This is a genomic window from Streptomyces sp. NPDC031100 (assembly GCF_055570785.1).
Genome location: NZ_JBVIGN010000012.1, coordinates 80,127 through 102,330, shown reverse-complemented (window position 1 = coordinate 102,330; position 22,204 = coordinate 80,127). Strand labels below are relative to the sequence as shown.

24 protein-coding genes are annotated in these 22,204 nt (G+C 70.9%); 6 read left to right on the top strand and 18 right to left on the bottom strand.

Going from position 1 to position 22,204, the window contains the following annotated elements; all coding sequences use genetic code 11:
* Positions 1–71: 71 nt before the first annotated feature.
* From ACZ5DS_RS30485 to afsQ1, 5 genes are all read right to left on the bottom strand, one after another.
* On the bottom strand, positions 72–275 hold the full coding sequence (locus ACZ5DS_RS30485) for a PspC domain-containing protein (RefSeq protein ID WP_468244861.1): 204 nt from the start codon (positions 273–275) through the stop codon (positions 72–74).
* A gap of 93 nt (positions 276–368) precedes the next feature.
* On the bottom strand, positions 369–926 hold the full coding sequence (locus ACZ5DS_RS30480; RefSeq protein ID WP_468244859.1) for a VanZ family protein: 558 nt from the start codon (positions 924–926) through the stop codon (positions 369–371).
* A 92-nt stretch (positions 927–1,018) separates the two neighbouring features.
* Positions 1,019–1,621 (bottom strand): hypothetical protein, encoded by a 603-nt coding sequence (locus ACZ5DS_RS30475; RefSeq protein WP_468244856.1) that lies wholly within the window; start codon positions 1,619–1,621, stop codon positions 1,019–1,021.
* Positions 1,618–3,204 (bottom strand): ATP-binding protein, encoded by a 1,587-nt coding sequence (locus ACZ5DS_RS30470; protein WP_468244853.1) that lies wholly within the window; start codon positions 3,202–3,204, stop codon positions 1,618–1,620. Before ACZ5DS_RS30470 ends, ACZ5DS_RS30475 begins: the two co-directional genes overlap by 4 nt.
* Positions 3,201–3,878, bottom strand: coding sequence for a two-component system response regulator AfsQ1 (gene afsQ1 / locus ACZ5DS_RS30465; RefSeq protein ID WP_190012869.1), 678 nt, complete (start codon positions 3,876–3,878; stop codon positions 3,201–3,203). The genes ACZ5DS_RS30470 and afsQ1 overlap by 4 nt, the downstream gene beginning before the upstream one ends.
* A 229-nt stretch (positions 3,879–4,107) precedes the next feature.
* Here afsQ1 and ACZ5DS_RS30460 point away from each other — a divergent pair, with 229 nt between their 5' ends.
* The gene (locus ACZ5DS_RS30460) at positions 4,108–4,869 is read left to right on the top strand and encodes a SigE family RNA polymerase sigma factor (RefSeq protein WP_468244849.1); all 762 of its coding nucleotides are present in this window, start codon (positions 4,108–4,110) and stop codon (positions 4,867–4,869) included.
* 175 nt (positions 4,870–5,044) lie between these two features.
* On the opposite strand, the gene ACZ5DS_RS30455 is transcribed toward ACZ5DS_RS30460, so the two are convergent.
* The gene (locus ACZ5DS_RS30455) at positions 5,045–5,680 is read right to left on the bottom strand and encodes a uridine kinase family protein (RefSeq protein WP_468244846.1); all 636 of its coding nucleotides are present in this window, start codon (positions 5,678–5,680) and stop codon (positions 5,045–5,047) included.
* A gap of 127 nt (positions 5,681–5,807) precedes the next feature.
* Here ACZ5DS_RS30455 and ACZ5DS_RS30450 point away from each other — a divergent pair, with 127 nt between their 5' ends.
* Positions 5,808–6,170, top strand: coding sequence for a hypothetical protein (locus ACZ5DS_RS30450; protein WP_468244843.1), 363 nt, complete (start codon positions 5,808–5,810; stop codon positions 6,168–6,170).
* Positions 6,171–6,261: 91 nt separating this feature from the next.
* Here ACZ5DS_RS30450 and ACZ5DS_RS30445 read toward each other — a convergent pair whose 3' ends face one another.
* From ACZ5DS_RS30445 to deoC, 3 genes are read right to left on the bottom strand one after another with little or no spacing between them, the layout of a single operon-like run.
* Complete coding sequence (locus tag ACZ5DS_RS30445) at positions 6,262–7,170, bottom strand: aldehyde dehydrogenase family protein (RefSeq protein ID WP_468244840.1); 909 nt, start codon at positions 7,168–7,170, stop codon at positions 6,262–6,264.
* Entirely contained in the window at positions 7,163–8,599 is a 1,437-nt protein-coding gene (locus ACZ5DS_RS30440) for an aldehyde dehydrogenase family protein (protein ID WP_468244837.1), read from the bottom strand. The genes ACZ5DS_RS30445 and ACZ5DS_RS30440 overlap by 8 nt, the downstream gene beginning before the upstream one ends.
* A 5-nt stretch (positions 8,600–8,604) precedes the next feature.
* Positions 8,605–9,564: a deoxyribose-phosphate aldolase gene (gene deoC / locus ACZ5DS_RS30435; RefSeq protein WP_468245276.1), complete on the bottom strand. Its 960-nt coding sequence runs from the start codon at positions 9,562–9,564 to the stop codon at positions 8,605–8,607.
* Between the two features lie 137 nt (positions 9,565–9,701).
* Here deoC and ACZ5DS_RS30430 point away from each other — a divergent pair, with 137 nt between their 5' ends.
* On the top strand, positions 9,702–10,373 hold the full coding sequence (locus ACZ5DS_RS30430; RefSeq protein WP_468244835.1) for a PH domain-containing protein: 672 nt from the start codon (positions 9,702–9,704) through the stop codon (positions 10,371–10,373).
* A gap of 132 nt (positions 10,374–10,505) precedes the next feature.
* Here the strand turns inward: ACZ5DS_RS30430 and ACZ5DS_RS30425 are convergent, their stop codons facing one another.
* The 4 genes from ACZ5DS_RS30425 to ACZ5DS_RS30410 all read right to left on the bottom strand — a co-directional run bounded on the left by ACZ5DS_RS30425 (position 10,506) and on the right by ACZ5DS_RS30410 (position 13,919).
* Complete coding sequence (locus ACZ5DS_RS30425; protein WP_468244832.1) at positions 10,506–12,152, bottom strand: phospho-sugar mutase; 1,647 nt, start codon at positions 12,150–12,152, stop codon at positions 10,506–10,508.
* 65 nt (positions 12,153–12,217) lie between these two features.
* On the bottom strand, positions 12,218–13,042 hold the full coding sequence (locus ACZ5DS_RS30420) for a purine-nucleoside phosphorylase (protein WP_468244830.1): 825 nt from the start codon (positions 13,040–13,042) through the stop codon (positions 12,218–12,220).
* A 104-nt stretch (positions 13,043–13,146) separates the two neighbouring features.
* Positions 13,147–13,428, bottom strand: coding sequence for a type II toxin-antitoxin system RelE family toxin (locus tag ACZ5DS_RS30415; protein WP_468244828.1), 282 nt, complete (start codon positions 13,426–13,428; stop codon positions 13,147–13,149).
* Positions 13,429–13,481: 53 nt separating this feature from the next.
* Positions 13,482–13,919, bottom strand: coding sequence for a gamma-glutamylcyclotransferase family protein (locus ACZ5DS_RS30410; protein WP_468244826.1), 438 nt, complete (start codon positions 13,917–13,919; stop codon positions 13,482–13,484).
* Between the two features lie 110 nt (positions 13,920–14,029).
* On the opposite strand from ACZ5DS_RS30410, the gene ACZ5DS_RS30405 reads away from it, so the two are divergent.
* Both ACZ5DS_RS30405 and ACZ5DS_RS30400 read left to right on the top strand, forming a co-directional pair.
* Entirely contained in the window at positions 14,030–15,478 is a 1,449-nt protein-coding gene (locus tag ACZ5DS_RS30405; protein WP_468244823.1) for an NAD(P)H-quinone dehydrogenase, read from the top strand.
* 202 nt (positions 15,479–15,680) lie between these two features.
* Positions 15,681–16,577: a DeoR/GlpR family DNA-binding transcription regulator gene (locus ACZ5DS_RS30400; protein ID WP_468244820.1), complete on the top strand. Its 897-nt coding sequence runs from the start codon at positions 15,681–15,683 to the stop codon at positions 16,575–16,577.
* Positions 16,578–16,677: 100 nt separating this feature from the next.
* Here the strand turns inward: ACZ5DS_RS30400 and ACZ5DS_RS30395 are convergent, their stop codons facing one another.
* Positions 16,678–18,450: an acetyl/propionyl/methylcrotonyl-CoA carboxylase subunit alpha gene (locus ACZ5DS_RS30395; protein WP_468244817.1), complete on the bottom strand. Its 1,773-nt coding sequence runs from the start codon at positions 18,448–18,450 to the stop codon at positions 16,678–16,680.
* A 390-nt stretch (positions 18,451–18,840) separates the two neighbouring features.
* On the opposite strand from ACZ5DS_RS30395, the gene ACZ5DS_RS30390 reads away from it, so the two are divergent.
* A complete protein-coding gene (locus ACZ5DS_RS30390; RefSeq protein ID WP_468244814.1) occupies positions 18,841–19,407 on the top strand; it encodes a hypothetical protein in 567 nt (188 codons plus the stop codon).
* Here ACZ5DS_RS30390 and ACZ5DS_RS30385 read toward each other — a convergent pair.
* The 4 genes from ACZ5DS_RS30385 to ACZ5DS_RS30370 all read right to left on the bottom strand — a co-directional run bounded on the left by ACZ5DS_RS30385 (position 19,379) and on the right by ACZ5DS_RS30370 (position 22,199).
* On the bottom strand, positions 19,379–19,996 hold the full coding sequence (locus ACZ5DS_RS30385; RefSeq protein WP_468244811.1) for a Maf family protein: 618 nt from the start codon (positions 19,994–19,996) through the stop codon (positions 19,379–19,381). The two genes, ACZ5DS_RS30390 and ACZ5DS_RS30385, sit on opposite strands and share 29 nt — an antisense overlap.
* A gap of 69 nt (positions 19,997–20,065) precedes the next feature.
* Positions 20,066–20,194: a morphogenic membrane protein MmpB gene (gene mmpB / locus ACZ5DS_RS30380; RefSeq protein ID WP_468244809.1), complete on the bottom strand. Its 129-nt coding sequence runs from the start codon at positions 20,192–20,194 to the stop codon at positions 20,066–20,068.
* Between the two features lie 175 nt (positions 20,195–20,369).
* A complete protein-coding gene (locus ACZ5DS_RS30375; RefSeq protein ID WP_468244806.1) occupies positions 20,370–20,579 on the bottom strand; it encodes an acyl-CoA carboxylase epsilon subunit in 210 nt (69 codons plus the stop codon).
* Positions 20,580–20,603: 24 nt separating this feature from the next.
* On the bottom strand, positions 20,604–22,199 hold the full coding sequence (locus tag ACZ5DS_RS30370) for an acyl-CoA carboxylase subunit beta (protein ID WP_468244803.1): 1,596 nt from the start codon (positions 22,197–22,199) through the stop codon (positions 20,604–20,606).
* Positions 22,200–22,204: the final 5 nt, after the last annotated feature.

Sequence of the window (22,204 nt, the reverse complement as noted above, 5' to 3'; positions counted from 1 at the left end):
CTGCTGGACGACGCCGCTGGGGCGCCCCGGAGCTGTCCGGGAGCGCCCCAGCGGCGTTCGCGTGCGCGGACTCACCAGGCCGTGCCGCGGGCCTTGTCCTCCGACGGCAGCAGGATCCAGAGGGCTATGTAGAGCAGGAACTGCGGGCCGGGCAGCAGACAGGACAGCAGGAAGATCACCCGCATCGTCGTCGCGGAGGTGCCGAAGCGCCGGGCCAGCGCGGCGCACACTCCGCCGATCATGCGGCCGTGGGTGGGGCGGGCGAGGCTGGACATCTGCGGCTCCTTGGTGGGCGTCGGGTGAGGCTCTCCGGTCGGCTGCCTCAACTGTCTTCCACGGTACGGAGACGAACGGGACGAAGCGTCGCTCTACGGGGCGATCCCGACCCTGGGAATCGTCGGGGTCCGCCCCTGAGAGAGGTCCTCCTGGACGGTGACCTTCCCGGCCCTGCGGGGGCCGCGCTCGCCCCGCCGCCGCAGCCAGGCGCGGCCCGCGGGCACCACGGCCAGGTGGGCCAGGATCACGCCCACCGTGTTCAGCAGCAGCGAGTCGACGTCCACGACCCTGCCCGGCACACCCGTCTGCAGCAGGGCGATGCCCAGCGAGATCAGGGCGCCCGTGGCGGCCGTACGGACCAGGGAGGCGAGCGGGGAGACGTCGAGTCGGCCAGTCATCGGCAGCAGCACGCCCAGCGGCGCCAGCAGGGCCAGCCCCTCGCCGATGCGCCGGGCGGCCTCGGGCCAGCCCAGCGCCAGATCGGCCCGGATGCCGGCCAGCGGGCGCAGGTTGGCGGGCATCACCCAGGGCACGTCCAGGGGCCGCAGCATCAGCCAGGCGACGAGCCCGAGGTGTGCGACGAGGAGGACACCTCCCGTCACACGGATGCGGATCGCGGCGCTGCCGCCGATGGAGCCTTGACGCTGCACGACCCCCAAGACGCCCCGGTGCACACGATCGGTTCCGCATCCGTCACGCGGATGCACATGAGGCGTCCGCCACACCGGCCGAAGCCGGCTTCTCAGCCCGCCGCGACCTCGCTGGACGGCGGCTCGGTGCTGCCCGGCCTGTTGCGGACGTCGTCGGTGCACGCGTAGCGGCGCAGCGGGCCGGTACCCGGGCCGCCCAGGATCACCGAGCCGTCGCCCTCCGTGGCCGTCGAGTCGGACAGCGTGCACACGAGCTGGGCGAGGGCGTACGAGGTGAGGCGCTCCGGTGCGGTCGTCAGCCGCAGCGCGTCCTCCGGGTCCTTCGGGCCCGGCCCGGTCACGCTCAGGCCGCCGGGCACGTACGTCATGTAGCGGGCGGCCTTCTCGGCGGCCGACGGGGACGCGGCGAGCTGGTCCAGCAGGCCCTGCGCCACGATGATCCGGCGCTTCGCGTCCGGCGTGCCGTCCGGGACGGGCACGCTCCGGTCGACCGCCACCAGGGAGGAGCCGCACAGCAGGAAGACCCGCACGGGCACCCCGTGCGAGGACTGCGTGGACACATCGGGCCCGGACAGCGAGCACGGCACCCGGGAGGGCGCCGCGCCGAAGTCCGTCGGCACCTCGGTGGGCCGGATCCCGCACCCGGTCAGGAGCAGCGCGAGGAGGGGCACCGCCAGCAGTCTTCGTCCGATCATGACCCCTCCTTCCCGCAGTCCCGGTCCTCGTTGTTGTCCTCGGTGCCCTCGCCCTTGTCCTCCGTCAGCCGTGAGGCGTCCCGCGGCAGCCGCAGCGTGAACACCGCACCCCCGTCCGGGGAGTTGGCCGCGGTGATCTCACCGCCGTGGATGTGGGCGTTCTCCATGGCGATGGACAGGCCCAGGCCGCTGCCCTCCGAGCGCGGCCGGGAGGCGCTGGCCTTGTAGAACCGGTCGAAGACGTGCGGCAGGACGTCCTCGGGGATGCCGGGCCCGTGGTCGCGCACCGCGATGACGAGGTCCTCGCCGTCGATGCGCACCGACACCCGCACCGGCGACCCGCCGTGCTTGAGCGCGTTGCCGATCAGGTTGGCCAGTATGACGTCGAGGCGGCGCGGGTCGAGACGGGCGTGGGTGCCGCGCTCGGCGTCCAGCTCGACGGCGTCCAGCCAGGCGCGGGCGTCGATGCAGGCGGTGATCTGGTCGGCGATGTCGACGTCGTCCAGGACCAGCCGGGCGGTGCCCGCGTCGAAGCGGGTGACCTCCATCAGGTTCTCGACCAGGTCGTTCAGCCGCCGGGTCTCGCTGACCACCAGCCGTACGGCCGGCTCGACCATCGGGTCGATACCCCCGGCCTCGGACTCCAGCTCCTCCTCCAGCACCTCCGTGACGGCGGTGATGGCGGTCAGCGGCGTCCGCAGCTCATGGGACATGTCGGCCACGAAGCGCCGGGACGCCTCGTCGCGCGCGGCCATCTCGGCCACCCGCTGCTCCAGCGCCTCGGCCGCGTTGTTGAACGTCCGCGACAGATCGGCGAGTTCGTCCGTGCCCGACACCCTGAGCCGGGTGTCCAGCCTGCCCTCCCCGAGCCGCCGGGCGGCCACCCCGAGCCGGTGCACCGGCTTCAGTACGGTCGTGGCGGCGGCCTGCGCGAGCAGTGCCGAGCCGATCAGCGCGAGGCCCGTCGCGATCCCCAGCGACCAGGCCAGCGAGTTGAGGTCCTTGGCCTCCGGCTCCAGCGACTTCGCCATGTAGCCCGTCGGACCGCCGCCGATCAGCCGCGTACCGGCCACCAGATACGGCGTGCCGTGGTCGTCGACCCGCTGCCAGTACAGGTGGTACGGCGACTTGTTGCCCTCGGTCACCGGCTGCCGCTTGTTCACCGCGGCACGCAGCGACTTCGGTACGTCCTCCAGCGAGAAGCCGTTGATGCCGCCCGAGGTGCCGTACACCGTCTTGCCGTTCGGGTCCTCGGCGACCAGCAGCACGCTGAACCGCTGGCTGCTGCCGGCCATCTGGCCCGCCGCCCGCTGCAGTTCGTCCTGCGAGGGGTGCACGTGCAGCGCACCCGCCCGGTTCTGCATCTCCTGCTGGAAGTCGCGCAGCACCGCGCCCTGGGCGCGGGTGAGCACCGCCTCCCGGTTCAGCCAGTACGCGATGCCCGACGCCGACACCGCGGCGGTGAGCGCGACCAGACCGAAGACCAGCACCAGTCGCAGCCGCAGGCTGGTGAAACGCAGCCGCGACAGGTGTCCCTTGCGCCCCGCGGTCCAGCCGCGCAGCCCCCCTTGCGTATCGGTCACTGAGGGGTGTCCAGGCGGTAGCCGACACCACGGACGGTACGGATGAGGGTCGGGGACGAGGGCACGTCCTCCACCTTGGCGCGCAGCCGCTGCACACAGGCGTCCACCAGGCGCGAGTCGCCCAGATAGTCGTGCTCCCACACCAGCCGCAGCAGCTGCTGCCGGGACAGCGCCTGGCCGGGCCGGCGGCTCAGCTCCAGCAGCAGCCTCAGCTCGGTCGGCGTCAGCTGCAGGTCCTCGCCGTTCTTGGTCACGGTCATCGCCGACCGGTCGATGACGAGGCTGCCGAAGGTCGCCGAGTCGCTGGACTCGCGCTCCCCGCGCCGCAGCACGGCGCGGATCCGGGCGTCCAGCACCCGGCCCTGCACCGGTTTCACGACGTAGTCGTCGGCCCCGGACTCCAGCCCCACGACCACGTCGATGTCATCACTGCGGGCGGTCAGCAGGATGATCGGCAGCTGGTCGGTGCGCCGGATGCGCCGGCACACCTCGAATCCGTCGATGCCGGGCAGCATCACGTCCAGCACGATCAGATCCGGTCGCTGCTCGCGCAGCAGCTTCAGACCGTCCTCACCGCTGGCAGCGGTGGCCACCCGGTGACCCTGGCGCGTCAGGGAGAGCTCCAGGGCCGTGCGGATGGCGTCGTCGTCCTCGATCAGCAACAGGGAAGGCACGGGCACATTCTGGCCCATGGACGGGCTCTCGTACGACCTGCCGACACAGGCCCTCTGTACCGCCACCTCCTGTGCGCGCTCTGTGACGGCTTTGGGCCGGACCCCTGTGACAGGTCTGTGACAGTCGACGGACACGGCCATGAAGGTCGATCGGCAAGCTTTTCGGCATCGGCAAGGAACCGCCGCCGAGCAGAGCCGAACACCGGAAATCCACGACGGGGAGCGCGGAATGAACACGCTGCACAGCATCAGCACCAGCGCAGTGGTCACGCGTCTGCACGACGTGCACCGGGGTTCAGAGAAGTCCGGTGCCGTGAGCGGGCGGGGGTGCGCTCGCGGCGCCGGGCGTCAGCACACCGGTTACATGACGGTGGTTGACACGCACATGGGGGAGCCCGCGACGGCAGCCGTCACGGGCACGCACGGGGGATCCGCGTACAGGGAGGACTCGGGGGAGCGTCGTTCACTGACCGAGGCGGAGTTCACCGCCTACGTCCAGGAGCGCCGCGCCTCCCTGTACGCCACCGCCTACCACCTGACCGGCGATCGCTTCGAGGCCGAGGACCTGCTGCAGAGCGCGCTGTTCTCGACGTACAAGGCGTGGGACCGGATCAGCGACAAGGCGGCGGTCGGCGGCTATCTGCGCCGCACCATGACCAACCTGCACATCAGCGCCTGGCGGCGCCGCAAGCTCAACGAGTACCCGACCGAGGAACTGCCGGAGACGCCCGGCGAGACGGACGCGATGCGCGGCACCGAGCTGCGCGCGGTCCTGTGGCAGGCGCTGGCCCGGCTGCCCGAGCTCCAGCGCACCATGCTGGTCCTGCGCTACTACGAGGGCCGCACGGACCCGGAGATCGCGGAGATCCTCGACATCAGTGTCGGCACGGTGAAGTCCAGCATCTGGCGCTCGCTGCGCCGGCTGCGCGAGGACGAGGTCCTCAGCTTCGGCCGTGACGAGGAGGACGCCTTCGGCGAACTGGTCGCCTGAAGGTCAGGGGTCACTGGGGGGTGACCCCGCGGGGGAGAACACGGGGGACCACGGGGGAACCACTGGGGGGTGGAACCCACGGGGGAAACACGGGGGAAACACGGGGGAGCACAGAGGAACGGGACTGGTGGGCCGGGGGGTCCAACCAGTCCCGTTTCGCGTTTCCGTACGACGCTCAGGCCGCGGTTCTGCTGCCGTGCCTGACGGCCCACCCCGCTGCCGCCAGCCGCCCCAGGGCCTCGTCCCGGTCGCACGGATAGGCACCCAAGGACACCTGGCGGGCCACGATCGACCGCTCCGCGCGCATCAGGCGCCAGCCGCGGCGCAGCAGGAACGGCACCGACTTGCGGCCCTCCTTCAGGTCCCGCAGGAAACGCCGGCGGAAGGTGGTCACCGACCCGCGGGTCAGGCACAGCGCGTCCGCCAGCAACCCGAGTTCACGGCAGCGCTCCACGATCTCCGCGGCGAAGATGCCCTCCGCGATGAACAGCGGGGTGCGCCCGATGTGCAAGGTCTCCTCGCCGGTACGGGCGCTCAGCGCGATGTCGTACACCGGCACCGGCGCCGACCCCGAGGCGCACAGCCGGGCGATGGCCTCGACCGCGACGTCCGCGTCCCACGACTCCGGGTGGTCCCAGTCGATGTCCGAACTCCCCGCCACCACGGGCAGCGTCGGGTCGTCGCCCTCCTTGTAGAAGTCGTCCAGGCGCAGCACGGGGAGCCCGGAACGGGCGGCGACGAGTGACTTGCCCGAGCCCGAGGGGCCGCACAGCAGCACGACACGGGCGGGGGACGGGGGATGAATGCTCACGGAACACCAGTTTGACGCATGGGGGGCCGCCTGCCGACCCCGCGGGTCGGCTTTTGAGCGTGAGTCACACCTCAATTACGCTACGTGTCGATCCCCTTACCCTGCGCACCAGAAGGCGGCCCCAGCGATGGCCCGACACACCTCCCCCCACACCACCCGACGCGCCCTGGTCGCCCTCGCGACCGCCGGAGTGGCCCTGGGCGCTGGCGCGGCGACCGCGTCCGCTCAGGACAACGCGCTGGTCGGGGTGTCCTCCAGCTCGCTCGGCCACCTCGCCCCGCAGAGCGGGGAGGCCCTCAGGGGCTCGGTCCACCGCGCCGCCGACCCGGCCGCCGGCTTCGGGGCCACCACGCTCACCCGGTCCGTCCGCCCGGCGGACAGCGACGCCCCGCTCTCCGGCCTGACCGGCCCGATCGCCCAGGCAAGTTGGCTCGAAGCCGTCCCGGCGCTGGAGGGCGTCGGGGGGCTGTTCGGCGGCGAGACGGGCTGACGGCGCACGAGAGAGAGCCGCGTCTGCCCCGGACGGAGGGCAGACGCGGCTCTCGGCCTTAAGGGCGGGTCCGCTGCGGTGGGTGTCCCGCTCAGTACGACGAGCCGGACGCGCCCAGCGAACCCGTCGGGTGCCAGACCGTCTTCGTCTCCAGGAAGGCGGTCATCCGGTCGATGCCGGGCGTCTGGATGTAATCCACAGCCTGTGGACGGAGAACCCGCTTCAGGTTGTCCGCCGCCGCGATCTCCAGCTCCTTCGCCAGCACGTCGTCGGCGCCGGCGAGGTCGATCGCGTTGACGTCCTGGTGCGCGGCGAGCGGCGCCGCGATCTCCGCCGTACGGCCGGACAGGACGTTGACGACACCGCCGGGGAGGTCGGAGGTGGCCAGGACCTCGCCCAGGGACAGGGCGGGCAGCGGGGCCTTCTCGGATGCGACCACGACCGCCGTGTTGCCGGTCGCGATCACCGGGGCGAGCACCGAGACCAGGCCGAGGAAGGACGACTCCTGCGGCGCCAGTACGGCCACCACGCCGGTCGGCTCGGGGGAGGACAGGTTGAAGAACGGGCCCGCGACCGGGTTCGCGCCGCCGATCACCTGGGCGATCTTGTCGGTCCAGCCCGCGTACCAGACCCAGCGGTCGATCGCCGCGTCCACGACCGCGGTGGCCTTCGCCTTGGACAGGCCCTCGGCGTCGGCGACCTCCCGGACGAACTGCTCCTTGCGGCCCTCCAGCATCTCGGCGATGCGGTAGAGGATCTGGCCCCGGTTGTACGCCGTCGCGCCCGCCCAGCCGCCGAACGCCTTGCGCGCTGCCACGACCGCGTCACGGGCGTCCTTGCGGGAGGACTGGGGAGCGTTGGCCAGCCACTTGCCCTTCGAGTCGGTCACCTCGTACACCCGGCCGCTCTCGGAACGCGGGAACTTCCCGCCGACGTACAGCTTGTAGGTCTTGAAGACCGTCAGTCGCTGCTGCTCGGTCTTGTCGGTCTTCTCAGACATCGAGGTACGCCTCCAGGCCGTGGCGGCCGCCCTCGCGGCCGAAGCCCGACTCCTTGTAGCCGCCGAACGGCGAGGTCGGGTCGAACTTGTTGAACGTGTTGGACCAGATCACGCCGGCGCGGAGCTTGCTCGCCACCGCCAGGATGCGGGAGCCCTTCTCCGTCCAGATGCCCGCCGACAGGCCGTACTGCGTGTTGTTGGCCTTGGCGACCGCCTCGTCGGGCGTACGGAAGGTCAGCACGGACAGCACCGGGCCGAAGATCTCGTCGCGGGCGATGGTGTGCGCCTGGGTGACGTTCGTGAAGAGCGTCGGCGCGAACCAGTAGCCGGAGCTGGGCAGTTCGCAGGCCGGGGACCAGCGCTCGGCGCCCTCCGCCTCGCCCTGCTCGGCGAGCGCGGTGATCCGGGCCAGCTGCTCGGCCGAGTTGATCGCGCCGATGTCGGTGTTCTTGTCCAGCGGGTCGCCGAGGCGCAGGGTGGACAGGCGGCGCTTGAGGGAGTCCAGCAGCTCGTCCTGGATCGACTCCTGGACCAGGAGGCGGCTGCCCGCGCAGCAGACCTGGCCCTGGTTGAAGAAGATGCCGGTGACGATGCCCTCGACGGCCTGGTCGATCGGGGCGTCGTCGAAGACGATGTTGGCGCCCTTGCCGCCCAGTTCGAGGGTGAGCTTCTTCTGCGTACCCGCGACCGTCCGCGCGATCTCCTTGCCGACGGCCGTCGAGCCCGTGAAGGCGACCTTGTTGACGTCCGGGTGCGCGACGAGTGCGGCGCCCGCGTCGCCGTAGCCCGGGAGGATGTTGACGACACCCTTGGGCAGGCCCGCCTGGCGGCAGATGTCCGCGAAGAACAGGGCGGAGAGCGGGGTGGTCTCGGCGGGCTTGAGGACGACCGTGTTGCCGGTCGCCAGGGCCGGGGCGATCTTCCACGCCAGCATCAGGAGGGGGAAGTTCCAGGGGATGACCTGGCCGGCCACGCCCAGCGGGCGCGGGTTCGTGCCGAAGCCGGCGTGGTCGAGCTTGTCGGCCCAGCCCGCGTAGTAGAAGAAGTGCGCGGCGACCAGCGGGAGGTCCGCGTCGCGGGTCTCCTTGATCGGCTTGCCGTTGTCCAGCGTCTCCAGGACGGCCAGCTCACGGCTGCGCTCCTGGATGATCCGCGCGATGCGGAACAGGTACTTCGCGCGCTCGGAGCCGGGCAGCGCCGACCACTTCTCGAACGCCTTGCGGGCGGCCTTGACGGCACGGTCGACGTCTTCTGCGCCGGCCTGCGCGACCTCGGACAGCACCTCTTCCGTGCTGGGGCTGACCGTCTTGAAGACCTTGCCGTCGGCCGCCTCGGTGAACTCGCCGTCGATGAACAGGCCGTAGGAAGGGGCGATGTCGACGACGGAGCGGGACTCGGGCGCCGGTGCGTACTCGAAGAGAGATGCCATGGTGATCAGTCCACCGTCACGTAGTCGGGGCCGGAGTAGCGGCCGGTGGCCAGCTTCTGACGCTGCATCAGCAGGTCGTTCAGGAGCGAGGAGGCGCCGAAGCGGAACCAGTGGTTGTCCAGCCAGTCCTCGCCCGCGGTCTCGTTGACCAGGACCAGGAACTTGATCGCGTCCTTGGTGGTGCGGATGCCGCCGGCGGGCTTCACGCCGATCTGGACGCCGGTCTGGGCGCGGAAGTCGCGCACCGCCTCCAGCATGAGGAGGGTGTTGGCGGGGGTCGCGTTGACGGCGACCTTGCCGGTGGAGGTCTTGATGAAGTCCGCGCCCGCCAGCATGCCCAGCCAGCTCGCCCGGCGGATGTTGTCGTACGTCGACAGCTCGCCGGTCTCGAAGATGGCCTTCAGACGGGCGCTCGTCCCGCAGGCCTCCTTCACGGCGACGATCTCGTCGTACACCTTCAGGTACTTGCCCGCGAGGAACGCGCCCCGGTCGATGACCATGTCGATCTCGTCGGCGCCCGCGGCGACGGCGTCGCGCACGTCGGCCAGCTTCACGTCGAGGGCGGCACGCCCGGCCGGGAAGGCGGTGGCGACCGAGGCGACCTTGACGCCGGAGCCGGCGACGGCCTCCTTGGCGACGGCCACCATGTCGGGATAGACGCAGACGGCCGCGGTCGTGGGGGTCGTCCGGTCCGTCGGGTCCGGATGGACCGCCTTGGCGCCGAGCGCCCGGACCTTGCCCGGGGTGTCCGCGCCTTCCAGCGTCGTCAGGTCGACCATCGAGATGGCGAGGTCGATGGCGTACGCCTTCGCGGTGGTCTTGATGGAACGGGTGCCGAGAGACGCGGCACGCGCCTCCAGGCCGACCGCGTCGACGCCGGGCAGCCCGTGGAGGAAGCGGCGCAGCGTGCTGTCGGACGCGGTGACGTCAGCGAGAGCGTGTGCTGTGGGTGCAGTGGTGGGCATGGTCACCAGACGAGCATATCTACGCGCGTAGCGGCTGTATAGCCCCGGGTGCTCATTGCCTCGCTGTTGATCACGGATGAGCGCGTGGGCCGGGGCGCATCGAGGTGGTTCCGGCCACGTCGGGCAGAATCGGGACCATGACGACCCCGGACCGCCAGCCCTCCGCGCCGCAGCCTCCCGTGCCCGCCGCCAGGGACCTGGTCTACCGCTCACCCCTGGCGCTCGTGGCCGGCGTACTGCTGCTCGTGCTGGCCTTCTGGCTGGGCTTCGACGCGCTGGTCAAGGGAGACGGGCGGACCCCCTGGCTCGCGCTCGCCGCGATGATCCTGATCGTCCCGCTGGTGATCGCCTTCACCCTGCGCCCCGCGGTCTTCGCGGGCGAGGACCGGCTGCGGGTGCGCAACCCGTTCCGGGTGATCACCCTGCCCTGGGGCGAGGTCGCCTCCCTGCGCTCCGGCTACAGCAACGAGGTCATCGCCCGTTCCGGCGCCAAGTTCCAGCTGTGGGCCATCCCCGTCTCGCTGCGCGCCCGCAAGAAGGCGGCCCGGAGGCAGGCGCGGGCGGGGAAGGGTGAGGGCCGGTCCGGGGGCCTGGGGCTCGGCGGATTCGGCGGACTCGGTGCCGTCGGCGACGGCGGTCCGACCCGCGCGGAGACCGACCAGATCATGCACGACCTGCGGGAGCTGCAGGAGCGGCGCGGCAATGCCAAGTCGGCTCAGGGCGAGGTCACCGTGCGCTGGTCCTACGAGGTGATCGCACCCGCGGTCGCCGGGGCGGTCCTGCTGGTGGTTCTGCTGGCGACCGGCTGAGGGCTGCTCCGCAGGTGAGGTGGGCGGGGTCTGTACCGGCTGCTACAACAGGAGCACCGGGGTCCTCAGGGTCATCGACCTTTGACGAAATGGGGTGCCCCCGAGCGGGGCACCCCATCGATGTCGTACGGCTCAGATGCCGGCCGCTGCCGACAGGTCTCGCTTGATCGCCGTCAGGAGTTCCGTCGCGTGGGCGCGGGCCGCTGGGAGGCCGGTGTGGTCCGGGACCGGGACGACGACCTCCAGGTAGCACTTCAGCTTCGGCTCGGTGCCGCTCGGGCGGACGATGACGCGGGCGCCGTCGAGGGTGTAGCGCAGGCCGTCGGTGGGCGGCAGCTTGTCCGTACCCTGCGTGAGGTCCTCGGCGCGGACGACGGACAGGCCCGCCAGCTCGGTCGGCGGCTGCTCGCGCAGGCGGCGCATCGCGTCCGAGATCACGGAGAGGTCCTGGACGCGGACCGACAGCTGGTCGGTGGCGTGCAGGCCGTGTTCCACGGCCAGGTCGTCGAGGAGGTCGAGGAGGGTGCGCCCCTGCTCCTTGAGGACCGAGGCCAGCTCGGTGATCAGGAGGGCGGCGGTGATGCCGTCCTTGTCGCGCACGCCCTCGGGGTCCACGCAGTAGCCGAGGGCCTCCTCGTAGCCGTAGCGCAGGCCGTCCACACGGGCGATCCACTTGAAGCCCGTGAGGGTCTCCTCGTACGGGAGGTTCGCCTTCTCGGCGATCCGGCCGAGCAGGGAGGAGGAGACGATCGACTCCGCGAAGGTGCCGGTGGCCCCGCGGGCCACCAGGTGGGCGGCGAGGAGTGCGCCGACCTCGTCGCCGCGCAGCATGCGCCAGTCGCCGCCGTCCTTGACGGCCACGGCGCAGCGGTCCGCGTCGGGGTCGTTGGCGATGACCAGGTCCGGGTCGGTCGCGCGGGCCTGCGCGAACGCCAGGTCCATCGCGCCCGGCTCCTCCGGGTTGGGGAAGGCGACCGTCGGGAAGTCCGGGTCCGGGTCGGCCTGCTCGGCGACCAGCACCGGCTCGGGGAAGCCGGCGCGGGCGAACGCGGCCAGCAGGACGTCCTTGCCGACGCCGTGCATCGCCGTGTAGACCGTGCGGGCGGTGCGCGGGGAGTCGGGGGCGAGGACCGCGTCCGTACGGGCCAGGTAGGCGTCCAGGACCGTGTCGTCCAGGGTCTCCCAGCCGGCCTCCGGGCGGGGTACGTCGTTCAGGGAGGCGATCGCGTCGATCTCGGCGGCGATCTCCGCGTCCGCGGGCGGCACGATCTGGGAGCCGTCGCCGAGGTAGACCTTGTAGCCGTTGTCCCGGGGCGGGTTGTGGCTGGCGGTGACCTCCACGCCCGCGACCGCGCCCAGGTGCCTTATCGCGAAGGCCAGCACGGGGGTGGGCAGGGGGCGCGGGAGGACCGCTGCGCGCAGGCCGGCGCCGGTCATCACTGCGGCGGTGTCCCGGGCGAAGTCGGCGGACTTGTGGCGGGCGTCGTAGCCGATCACGACGAGTCCGGCAGTGTCGTCCCCGTGGGGGGTCCCGCTCTTCTTCAGGTACGCGGCGAGGCCCGCGGCGGCGCGGATGACGACGCTGCGGTTCATGCGCATCGGGCCGGCGCCCAGCTCGCCGCGGAGGCCTGCGGTGCCGAACTGGAGGGTGCCGCTGAAGCGGGCGGAGAGTTCGGTGACGTCCCCGGCGTCGATCAGCTTGGCGAGTTCCTCACGGGTCTCCGCGTCGGGGTCCTCGGCGAGCCATGCCTCGGCCCGGGCGATGAGATCGTCGTGCACCTTGGGATCAACCTCTCGTTGTTCGTGGTGCGGGTACCTGGGGGCTCCGCCCCCAGACCCTCCGCTTACAGCTTGCCCAGAACCTGACCGAGCAGCTCGCCCATCCGTGCCGCCGAGTCGCGGCCCGCCTGGAGGACCTCCTCGTGGTTGAGGGGCTCGCCGGTCATGCCCGCCGCGAGGTTGGTGACCAGGGAGATGCCCAGCACCTCGGCACCCGCCTCACGCGCGGCGATAGCCTCGAGGACCGTGGACATGCCGACCAGGTCCGCGCCGATGACACGGGCCATGCGGATCTCGGCCGGGGTCTCGTAGTGCGGGCCGGGGAACTGCGCGTAGACGCCCTCCTCCAGGGAGGGGTCGATCTCCTTGCACAGGGCGCGCAGCCGCGGGGAGTAGAGGTCCGTCAGGTCGACGAAGTTGGCGCCGACGATCGGGGAGGTGGCCGTCAGGTTGATGTGGTCGCTGATCAGCACCGGCTGGCCGGGGCGCATGCCCTCGCGCAGGCCGCCGCAGCCGTTGGTGAGGACGATCGTCTTGCAGCCGGCCGCCACGGCCGTACGGACGCCGTGGGCGACGGCGGCGACGCCACGTCCCTCGTAGTAGTGCGTGCGGCCCAGGAAGACCAGCGCGCGCTTGTCACCGAAGGTGTACGAGCGGATCTTGCCGCCGTGTCCCTCGACGGCCGGCGGCGGGAAGCCGGGCAGCTCGGTGACCTGGAACTCGGCGTCGGGAGCCCCCAGGGCGTCGACGGCCGGAGCCCAGCCGGAGCCCATCACGAGGGCGACGTCGTGGGTCTCGGCGCCGGTGAGTTCGCGCAGGCGCGCGGCGGCGGCGTCGGCGGCGGCGTAGGGGTCGCCCTGGATGTCGTCCGGAAGAAGAGATGCGTTCACGTCGACGAGGGTAGCCGCTCTTCGCCTACGCGCGTAGATGACAGACCTCACGGGATGGGGATCGTTGCCTTGTCGTTTCCGACGAAAGCGCCTCCGTGTGACGTTCAGACGCCCGTGACGTAGATGTCCTTGTCGTTGAAGACCTCGACGATGAAGATCAACAGTCGGCCCACGCTGATGGTGTATTCGATGAGGATGTTCTGCGTGAGCCGAATCGTCCGGTCGTCTCCCGTGGAGCTTATGGGCCGGGACAGGTCCGGGAACGGGTCCTGGGCGAGCATCATGATGCCCTTGTCGAACGCGGCGCGCTGCGGTTCGTCGAGGCGGTCCCGAGCTGCCGCCGCCTGCTCCGTGTAGTAGACCTGGTACGCAGTCCTGCCGGTCATCACGCTCTCCCATTTCGTGCGCCAATCCCGACCAAGTTTAGGGTCAGTCGCCTTCAGCAAGGCCTCTTCCGCAGCTCCATCACGTAATCGTGTGGCGCACCGGCCGACTCCGCGGCATCCGCGATCTCCCCGAGGTACCGGGCCGAGGGCAGCCCGCCCTCGTAGGCGTTGAGGACGTAGGTCCAGGCCGACTCCTCGCCGTCCAGGGTGTGCACGCGGACCCGGATGCGCCGGTAGATGCCGAGGCCCACGCCCTCCCAGTGGTCCAGCGACTCCTCGTCCAGGGGCGCGATGTCGTACAGGCCGACGAAGACCTGGGCCCCGGGCTCCTCGACGACCGTCGCCAGTGCGCCCTCCCAGCCCAGCTGCTCGCCGCCGAAGGTCAGCCGCCACCCGTTCAGCCAGCCCACGGCGCGCAGCGGGGAGTGCGGGGCGCGGCGGGACATCAGCCGCGTTTCGAGGTTGCCTGCGTACGCGGCGTAGAGCGACATGAGGAGAGCGTACGGCGGAGACCTTACGGCGGGGAAAACTCCCGTCCCTCGCGTCCCGGGAGCCGCGGCCCGGCGCCCCCGGGCAGTAGCACCTTGAAGCGTGCGGGACAATGGGGTACGTGACTCGGATCGTGATCATCGGTGGCGGACCCGGCGGATACGAGGCGGCTCTGGTGGCCGCCCAGCTCGGTGCGGAGGTGACCGTCGTCGACTGCGACGGTCTGGGCGGAGCGTCGGTGCTGACCGACTGCGTGCCGTCGAAGACCCTTATCGCTACGGCCGAGGTGATGACCACCTTCGACTCCTCGTACGAGGAGCTGGGGATCATCGTCGCCGACGACACCCCGCCGCTGGAGCAGGCGGCCCGGGTGGTGGGTGTGGATCTGGGGAAGGTGAACCGCCGTGTGAAGCGGCTCGCGCTCGCCCAGTCGCACGACATCACCGCCTCCGTCACGCGTGCAGGCGCCCGGGTCCTGCGCGGCCGCGGCCGGCTGGACGGCATGCAGGCCCTCGACGGCTCCCGCAAGGTCGTCGTCACCGCCGCCGACGGCACCGAGGAGACCCTCACCGCCGACGCCGTCCTCATCGCCACCGGCGGTCACCCGCGCGAGCTGCCCGACGCCCAGCCCGACGGCGAGCGCATCCTCAACTGGACCCAGGTCTACGACCTCGACGAGCTGCCCGAAGAGCTGATCGTGGTCGGTTCGGGTGTGACCGGTGCCGAGTTCGCCGGTGCCTATCAGGCGCTCGGGTCCAAGGTCACTCTGGTCTCCTCGCGGGACCGGGTGCTGCCGGGTGAGGACCCGGACGCCGCCGCCGTCCTGGAGGACGTCTTCCGGCGCCGTGGCATGAACGTCATGGCCCGCTCCCGCGCGCAGTCCGCCAAGCGCGTCGGCGACCGGGTCGAGGTCACCCTCGCCGACGGCCGCGTGATCACCGGCTCCCACTGCCTCATGGCCGTCGGCGCGATCCCGAACAGCGCGGGCCTGGGGCTGGAGGAGGCGGGTGTGAAGCTGCGCGACTCCGGCCACATCTGGACCGACAAGGTCTCGCGGACGACCGCTCCGGGCGTCTACGCCGCCGGTGACGTGACCGGAGTCTTCGCCCTCGCGTCCGTCGCCGCCATGCAGGGACGTATCGCCATGTACCACTTCCTGGGCGACGCGGTGGCCCCGCTGAACCTCAAGACGGTCTCCTCGAACGTCTTCACCGACCCCGAGATCGCCACCGTCGGCTACACCCAGGCCGACATCGACTCCGGCAAGATCGAGGCACGCGCCGTCAAGCTCCCCCTGCTGCGCAACCCGCGCGCCAAGATGCAGGGCATCCGGGACGGCTTCGTGAAAATCTTCTGCCGGCCGGGTACGGGGATCGTCGTGGGCGGTGTCGTGGTGGCACCGCGCGCCTCGGAACTCATCCACCCCATCTCGATCGCCGTCGACAACAATCTGACGGTCGAACAGATCGCGAACGCCTTCACGGTGTACCCCTCCCTTTCGGGGTCGATCGCGGAGGTGGCACGGCAGCTGCACACGCGCAAGATCAACGGCGAGGCCTGACGGGCCGTCCCGACTTCCCCCTGGTCACGGGGAGTTGTCGAGCATGCGTGCGGCATAGGCGGGAAGGATAGGCCCTATACCACTTCCCGCCTTGCCATGCGAACAACTTCTGTTATTCGGCGCAAACTGCTGAAAGCAGACGGTCGTTGGGGTTACTGTCAGTTTCGTGTTCGCTGCAGAACGTCGCCAATTGATCCTCGAAATGGTGCGAGCGAACGGGGCCGTGTCGCTCCGTGAACTCGCCCGCGTCGTCCAGACCTCCGAAGTGACCGTACGGCGGGACGTGCGCGCACTGGAGGCAGAAGGACTCCTCGACCGCCGGCACGGCGGTGCGGTACTGCCGGGCGGGTTCACGCGGGAGTCCGGCTTTCCGCAGAAGTCCCATCTCGCGACCGCGGAGAAGACGGCCATCGCCGACCTCGCCGCGGGACTCGTCGAAGAGGGCGAGGCCATCGTGGTCGGCGCGGGTACGACCACGCAGGAGCTTGCGCGTCGGCTCGCGCGGGTGCCCGGACTCACCGTCGTCACCAATTCCCTGTTGGTGGCGCAGGCGTTGGCACACGCCAACCGGGTCGAGGTCGTGATGACCGGCGGCACCCTGCGCGGCTCCAACTACGCCCTCGTCGGCTCCGGAGCGGAGCAGTCCCTGCAGGGGCTGAGAGTGTCCAAGGCGTTCCTGTCCGGGAGCGGGCTCACCGCCGAGCGGGGGCTGTCCACGTCCAACATGCTCTCGGCGTCCGTCGACCGGGCGCTGGTGCAGGCCGCCGCGGAGGTCGTGGTCCTCGCGGACCACACCAAGCTGGGTACGGACACGATGTTCCAGACGGTGCCGACGGATGTCATCACGCGGCTGGTCACCGATGAGCCGCCTGCGCATGACGATCGTGCCGCCACGGAGTTGCAGGCCCTCGCCGATCAGGGGGTGCAGATCGCCGTGGCGGGGGCGAGTGGCCCTCCGGGGGGTGAGCAGGTCCCGGCGCGGCGGGCTCCGCTGCCGGGGCCGAGGCGGGGACAGGTGAACGGGGGTGGGCTGCGGGGGATGTTGGAGCAGTCGGCCGGCGCCGAGCGAGGGCGTGTGGCTGACCTTCGCAGGCGTTGAGCGTGCCCCGCGCCCCTGACGTCGGCTGCCCCTCAGGTGACTCCACAAGGGAACGCCCGGCAGACATGTCGTCCACCGGGCGTCACTCGGATTCCTGACGTCAGTCCTTGATCTCGCAGATCGCCGCGCCGGATGTGACGGAGGCGCCGACCTCGAAGTTCAGGCCCTTGATGGTGCCTGCCTTGTGGGCGTTGAGGGGCTGCTCCATCTTCATGGCCTCGAGGACGACGACGAGGTCGCCTTCCTTGACCTCCTGGCCTTCTTCGACGGCGACCTTGACGATGGTGCCCTGCATCGGGGAGGCGAGGGTGTCGCCGGAGGCGACGGGGCCGGACTTCTTGGCCGCGCGGCGCTTGGGCTTGGCGCCGGCGGCGAGGCCGGTGCGGGCCAGGGACATGCCCAGGGAGGCCGGGAGGGAGACCTCCAGGCGCTTGCCGCCGACCTCGACGACGACCGTCTCGCGGCCGGCGTCCTCCTCCGCCTCGGTCTCGGCGGGGGTGGCGAAGGGCTTGATCTCGTTGACGAACTCGGTCTCGATCCAGCGGGTGTGGACCGTGAACGCCTCGTCGGAGCCGGTCAGCTCGGGGGCGAAGGCGGCGTCGGTGACCACCGCGCGGTGGAAGGGGATCGCGGTGGCCATGCCCTCGACCCGGAACTCCTCCAGGGCGCGGGCGGCCCGCTGCAGGGCCTCCTTGCGGGTGCGGCCGGTGACGATCAGCTTGGCCAGCAGGGAGTCCCAGGCCGGGCCGATCACGCTGCCGGACTCCACGCCCGCGTCCAGGCGCACGCCGGGGCCGGACGGCGGGGCGAACGCGGTCACCGTGCCGGGGGCGGGCAGGAAGTTGCGGCCGGGGTCCTCGCCGTTGATGCGGAACTCGAAGGAGTGGCCGCGCAGGGCGGGGTCGTCGTAGCCGAGTTCCTCGCCGTCGGCGATGCGGAACATCTCGCGGACCAGGTCGATGCCGGTGACCTCTTCGGTGACCGGGTGCTCGACCTGCAGGCGGGTGTTGACCTCCAGGAAGGAGATCGTGCCGTCCTGGCCGACCAGGAACTCACACGTGCCGGCGCCGACGTAGCCGGCCTCCTTCAGGATCGCCTTGGAGGCGCTGTACAGCTCGGCGACCTGCTCCTCGGACAGGAAGGGGGCGGGGGCCTCCTCGACCAGCTTCTGGTGGCGGCGCTGCAGCGAGCAGTCACGGGTGGAGACCACGACCACGTTGCCGTGCTTGTCGGCCAGGCACTGGGTCTCCACGTGGCGGGGGCGGTCGAGGTAGCGCTCGACGAAGCACTCGCCGCGGCCGAACGCGGCGACCGCCTCGCGGACCGCGGACTCGTACAGCTCGGGGACCTCTTCGAGGGTGCGGGCGACCTTCAGGCCGCGCCCGCCGCCGCCGAAGGCGGCCTTGATGGCGATCGGCAGGCCGTGCTGCTCGGCGAAGGCGACGACCTCCTCCGCACCGCTCACCGGGTCGGGGGTGCCGGCGACCAGGGGGGCGCCGGCACGCTGGGCGATGTGCCGGGCGGCGACCTTGTCACCCAGGTCGCGGATGGCCTGCGGCGGGGGGCCGATCCAGATCAGGCCGGCGTCCAGGACGGCCTGGGCGAAGTCGGCGTTCTCGGAGAGGAAGCCGTAGCCGGGGTGGATGGCGTCCGCGCCGGACTCGCGTGCCGCGTTCAGGACCTTGTCGATGTCCAGGTAGCTGGTGGCCGGGGTGTCACCGCCCAGGGCGAACGCCTCATCCGCGGCGCGGACGTGCAGAGCGTCCCGGTCGGGCTCTGCATAGACGGCCACGCTCGCGATCCCGGCGTCCCGGCAGGCCCGGGCCACGCGGACAGCGATTTCGCCACGGTTGGCGATGAGCACCTTGCGCACGATTGAGGCTCCCTCCTTGAAACAAGCCGAGTTTAGGGACTGCCGACACGGCACTTCGACCCGTCCCCAATGGTGAGCTTGCCCACACGGAGCGTGATGCGGGGCTCGCCCGAACCGCGAAAGCCCTTGTCGCACCGCGGTACGCAGGGCTCCTCCGGAAAACCCTAGCCCCGTCGTGTGGTCAAGGTCTCTGTGAGAGCGTGCTGCGGCCCACTCTGTTTCTTTGTCGAGTCCCTACGAATGGCCCAATGATTCTTTGCTGGTGTCCGAACCCTTGTCCCCCGGTTTACCCGTTAGTAGCGTGCGCGATGACTCGAACGTACTTCAGGTAACAGCAGCTCTGCTCGGGCTGAGGTCGAAAGTGGGTGGGGACCGGTGGTGCGCAGACCGGTGGCATGGGTCGTAGCGGTCGTCCTCCTGGTCGAGGCGTTCGCGATCGGAGCACTGAACTGGTTCCTCGGAGTGGTCGTGGACCGGCAGGACATGTCCCTGGCCGGCCTCGACACCGACGTCATGTCGACGTCCTCGAAGATCGGCGGCCTCGTCTTCGGTCTCTACTTCGCCCTCTGCGCCCTGGTGGCCCTCCTCGTGGCGATACGCAACCGGCCGCCCGCCGGCTTCGGCCGGGTCCTGCTGATCAGCGTCGCGGTGGTGCACGGCCTGCTCGGCGCGTTCACCTGGGGCCTGGTGGGCTGGAAGGCCTTCGTGTTCATGGTGGTCGTGCTCGGCCTCGTCGTGCTGCTCCTGATGACGTACGACCACGACGGCGGCCGGGAGCAGGCCCCCTCCGACGGCGCCCCGGAGGAGGGCGGCGACCCGAAGGCCGAGGGCGAGCCCGCCCCCGTGGACACGGCGGGCGGGTCGCACAGCCGGACGGGTGAGCCCCAGGACGGCGACGAGGAGCCGCAGGACTCCGTGCCCGCCCAGGTCACTCAGCCGGTGCCCACAACTCCGTGATGCCGACGCCCAGTTCGGCCAGCAGGCGCCGTACCAGGGGCAGGCTGATACCGATCACGTTGCCGTGGTCGCCGTCGATGCCCTCGATGAACGGTGCCGAGCGGCCGTCCAGGGTGAAGGCTCCGGCGACGAAGAGAGGCTCGCCGGACGCGACGTACGCGGCGATCTCCTCGTCGCTCGGTTCGCCGAAGTGGACGACGGTGGAGGCGACCCCGGCGACGAACCGCTTGGCCGCCGTGTCCCAGATGCAGTGCCCCGTCTGGAGGGTTCCGGCCCGCCCGCGCATCGCCTTCCAGCGGGCGGTGGCCTCCTCCGCGTCCGTGGGCTTGCCGAGCGCCTGCCCGTCCAGCTCCAGCACCGAGTCGCAGCCGATCACCAGGGCGCCCTGCACCTCCGGCTTGGCCGCCACGACCGAGGCCTTGGCCTCGGCGAGCGCGAGCGCCAGCTCGGCCGGGGTGGGCGCGGTGACGGCATCCTCGTCGATCCCGCTCACGATCACCTCGGGCGCGAGGCCGGCCTGGCGGAGGAGGCCCAGGCGGGCGGGGGACTTGGAAGCGAGCACGAGGCGTCTGCGCGGCTTAGCAGTCATGCGGTCAGGTTAGGCCAGGGCGTGTGCGCCGGCCTCACTGTCCTCACCTCGGGTCCCCTCCTCGGGTCCTCATCTCAGGCCGATGACGATCATTCCGAGGAGCATGGCCAGGGCCAGGACGAAGCCGAGCCGCCGGAGCATCTCCTGCATGTCGCGGAGTTCCTTCGGCGGCTCGTTCTCGGGGTCTGACCACAGCATGCCACCAGCGTGGGGCTTGGGCCGGGGAGGGTGCCTGAGTAGGCGTACTCAAATTGGCACCCGGTGTTGCACGGGGTTGTGCGGGGCGCGGGTCGCTGCGGGTCCGTTGTGGCTGGTCGCGCCCCGCGGCGGAGCCGCATATCGATGCAGCCCCGCGCCCCTGGGGAGTCAGGCCTCAGCTCGGCCAGTAGGTGCGGGTCCATGACGCCGGGCCCGGGCGCGGGACGTGGTGGCCTGCGATGCGGGCCGGGTCCGACCAGGAGTCCCGCGGGCCCGGTGCGCCGGGCGGCACCGCTGCTGCCGCCGCGGCGCGGGCGCGGACCACCGCCAGGGCGGCGGCCAGCTCCTCGGGGGTGGGGTTGCCTCGTACGACCTTGATGTTCATGACCGCTCCAAAGGTCAGCGGGGCCTAGAGGGGGATGTTGCCGTGCTTCTTCGGAGGCAGGGATTCCCGCTTCGTGCGCAGCTGACGCAGGCCGCGCACGATGTGGGCCCGGGTGTCCGACGGCATGATCACCGCGTCGATGTAACCTCGCTCGGCCGCGATGTAGGGGTTGAGGAGGGTGTCCTCGTACTCCTGGATCAGGCGGGCGCGGACCGCCTCGAGGTCCTCTCCGTTCGCCTCCGCCTCCGCGATCGTGCGGCGGTGCAGGATGTTGACGGCACCCTGCGCGCCCATGACGGCGATCTGGGCGGTCGGCCAGGCCAGGTTGAGGTCCGCACCCAGGTGCTTGGAGCCCATGACGTCGTAGGCGCCGCCGAAGGCCTTGCGGGTGATGACCGTGATGAGCGGGACGGTGGCTTCCGCGTAGGCGTAGATCAGCTTCGCGCCTCGGCGGATGATGCCCGTGTGCTCCTGGTCGACGCCGGGGAGGAACCCGGGCACGTCGACGAAGGTGAGCACCGGGAGGTTGAACGCGTCGCACGTGCGGACGAAGCGGGCCGCCTTCTCGCTCGCGTCGATGTCGAGGCAGCCGGCGAACTGCATCGGCTGGTTCGCGACGATGCCCACCGGGTGGCCCTCGACCCGGCCGAAGCCGGTGACGATGTTCGGCGCGAAGAGCGACTGGGTTTCGAAGAACTCGGCGTCGTCCAGGACGTGTTCGATCACCGTGCGGATGTCGTACGGCTGGTTCGCGCTGTCCGGGACCAGGGTGTCCAGCTCCAGGTCCTCGGCGCCGACCGCGAGGTCCGCCTCCTCCGGGAACACCGGGGGCTCGCTGAGGTTGTTGGACGGCAGGTACGACAGCAGCTGCTTGACGTACTCGATCGCGTCCTTCTCGTCGCCCGCCATGTGGTGCGCCACGCCGGAGGTGGCGTTGTGGGTGCGGGCGCCGCCCAGTTCCTCGAAGCCGACGTCCTCGCCGGTGACGGTCTTGATGACGTCCGGGCCGGTGATGAACATGTGCGAGGTCTGGTCGACCATGACCGTGAAGTCGGTGATCGCGGGGGAGTAGACCGCGCCGCCCGCGCACGGGCCGACGACCAGGCTGATCTGCGGGATCACGCCCGAGGCGTGGGTGTTGCGGCGGAAGATCTCGCCGTACGCGCCGAGGGAGGCGACTCCCTCCTGGATGCGCGCGCCGCCCGAGTCGTTGATGCCGATGACCGGGCAGCCCGTCTTCAGGGCGAAGTCCATCACCTTGACGATCTTCTGGCCGTAGACCTCGCCGAGTGCGCCGCCGAAGACCGTGAAGTCCTGGGAGAACACGGCTACCGGGCGGCCGTCGACCGTGCCGTAACCGGTCACCACGCCGTCGCCGTACGGGCGGTTCTTGTCCAGGCCGAAGTTGGTGGAGCGGTGACGGGCGAACTCGTCCAACTCCACGAAGGAGCCCTCGTCGAGGAGGAGCTCGATGCGCTCACGGGCCGTCAGTTTGCCCTTGGCGTGCTGCTTTTCTACGGCGCGCTCCGAGCCTGCGTGCGTCGCCTCGTGGACACGGCGCTGCAGATCCGCGAGCTTGCCCGCGGTCGTGTGAATGTCGATCTCTTCCGGCTCGGACATCGGGA